The organism is Parasphingorhabdus sp., assembly GCF_036964675.1.
In the GTDB taxonomy this organism is placed as follows: domain Bacteria; phylum Pseudomonadota; class Alphaproteobacteria; order Sphingomonadales; family Sphingomonadaceae; genus Parasphingorhabdus.
Genome location: NZ_JBALTF010000135.1, coordinates 1 through 2,006, shown reverse-complemented (window position 1 = coordinate 2,006; position 2,006 = coordinate 1). Strand labels below are relative to the sequence as shown.

The window sequence follows — 2,006 nt, the reverse complement described above, 5'->3', positions numbered from 1 at the left end:
AGCGCCGGGGAAGACGGGGTCGCGGTGGACCTGATCAGCCTGACCGCCGACCGCGCGAAATTACGGGTCGACGGACGCACGATCGAAGCCATTTATTATGATGACCATCGCACCTTATATCTGGCGCTGCCCAAGCGCTCGCTGACCGTCACCGACCTGACCGGACTCAGCGCGATGGAAGATGCCGGTGGTGGTGGCACCGTGGTCGCGCCGATGCACGGGCTGTTGCTCGAGATATTGGTCGAAACCGGAACACGGGTCGCCAGGGGCGACAAGCTGGCCGTGCTCGAAGCGATGAAGATGCAGCATGAAATTCTCGCCGAAATCGACGGCACGGTCGAAACTATTGCCGCAACAGCGGGCAAGCAGATCGCGGCCGATGATCTGATTCTGGAAATTGTCGCCGATGAGGAAGAAGAAACAGACGGTTAATAACTGCCGTTCGTGCTGAGCCTGTCGAAGCACGGTTGGTCGCGAGGCTCCCTTCGACAGGCTCAGGGCGAATGGCAACAGGAGACACACCCATGAACAATAAAATCTGCGACATGCTCGGCATTGAATTTCCACTGGTCGCTTTCTCCCATTGCCGCGATGTTGTGGCCGCCGTCTCCCGCGCGGGCGGCATGGGCGTGTTTGGCGGCGTCAACTGCTCGCCGGAGATGCTGGAAGAGGAACTCAGCTGGATCGACGCCCATGTCGATGGCAAGCCTTATGGTCTGGATATCATCGTCCCGAACAAGGTCGAAGGAAAGGGCGAGCAGCTCGATCACGACACCGTGCTCGCCTCGATTCCCGATGAAATGAAGCAATTTACCAATGAGATATTGCAGCGCCATGGCGTCGATACCGGGCGGATTGCCGAAGACATTGAAGCCGTCCGCCGGGAACAGGTCGCCTTCACCGACAATTTGCGCGGCGGCACGGCGGCGGCGATATTGGAAGTCGCTTTCCGGCATCCGATCAAACTCATTGCCAATGCCCTGGGCATCCCGCCGCAAGTGATGCTGGAAATGGGGCAAAAGCACAATGTTCCGGTCGCGGCTCTGGTCGGGACCAGAGAGCATGCGATGAGTCAGGTCGCTGCCGGTGTCGACATCATCATTGCCGTCGGCGGCGAAGCGGGCGGCCATACCGGCGAGATATCCACCATGGTGCTGATCCCCGAAGTCTGCAACGCGCTGGCCGAGATTGGCGACGATACGCCAGTGCTCGCGGCTGGCGGCATCGCAACCGGCGCGCAGATGGCTGCGGCCATGGCGATGGGCGCAAGCGGCGTCTGGTGCGGCTCGGTCTGGCTGACCACGGTCGAGGCGGAAACCAATCCGGTGGTGAAAGCAAAAATGCTCGCCGCCACCTCGCGCGATACGGTGCGGGCACGGTCGCGCACCGGCAAGCCGTCCAGGCAATTGCGCTCGCCCTGGACCGATGCCTGGGAAAGGGAAGACGCCCCGACACCGCTGCCGATGCCGTTGCAGTCGCTGGTCTCCGAGCCGCCGTTGCGGGTGATCGACAAGCTCAGCCAGGGCGACAATCAGGGCGCCAGGGATCTAGCCACTTATTGGGTCGGACAGGGAGTCGGCCTGATGAACGAACAGATGACCGCGGGTCAGGTGGTGCAGGGCTTCAAGGAAGATTTCATCACCGCTTATGAAAGACTGGCTGCCAATCTGGACGAATGACAGTCCCCTATCCATCCTGAGCTTGTCGCGGTTTCAATTGCGCCATATGTTTCGACTGGCTCTACAGAGATGGAGCCGGGATTGAGGATCGGATGACAGAAACAACGCAACCCTTGGCGGGTATAAAGGTCGTCGAATTTTCCACCATGATCACCGCCTCACTGGCGACGATGATGTTTGCCCAGCAGGGCGCGGATGTGATCAAGGTCGAACCGCCCGGCATTGGCGATCCGATGCGCTGGCTCGGCAGTCAGAAAGCCGGCATCTCCGGCCTGTTCCACAATTGCAATCAGGCCAAACGGTCGATCACCCTCGATCTCAAATCCG

General features: G+C 60.3%; 3 protein-coding genes. All 3 read left to right on the top strand.

Annotation, left to right across the window (positions count from 1 at the left end; genetic code table 11):
• On the top strand, positions 1-432 hold a 432-nt coding region (locus tag V7665_RS13535; protein WP_335665060.1), incomplete at its 5' end, for an acetyl-CoA carboxylase biotin carboxyl carrier protein subunit.
• Positions 433-524: 92 nt separating this feature from the next.
• The gene (locus tag V7665_RS13530) at positions 525-1,679 is read left to right on the top strand and encodes an NAD(P)H-dependent flavin oxidoreductase (protein ID WP_335665059.1); all 1,155 of its coding nucleotides are present in this window, start codon (positions 525-527) and stop codon (positions 1,677-1,679) included.
• A 92-nt stretch (positions 1,680-1,771) separates the two neighbouring features.
• Positions 1,772-2,006, top strand: a 235-nt coding sequence (locus V7665_RS13525; protein ID WP_335665058.1) for a CoA transferase, incomplete at its 3' end; no start/stop codon positions are given.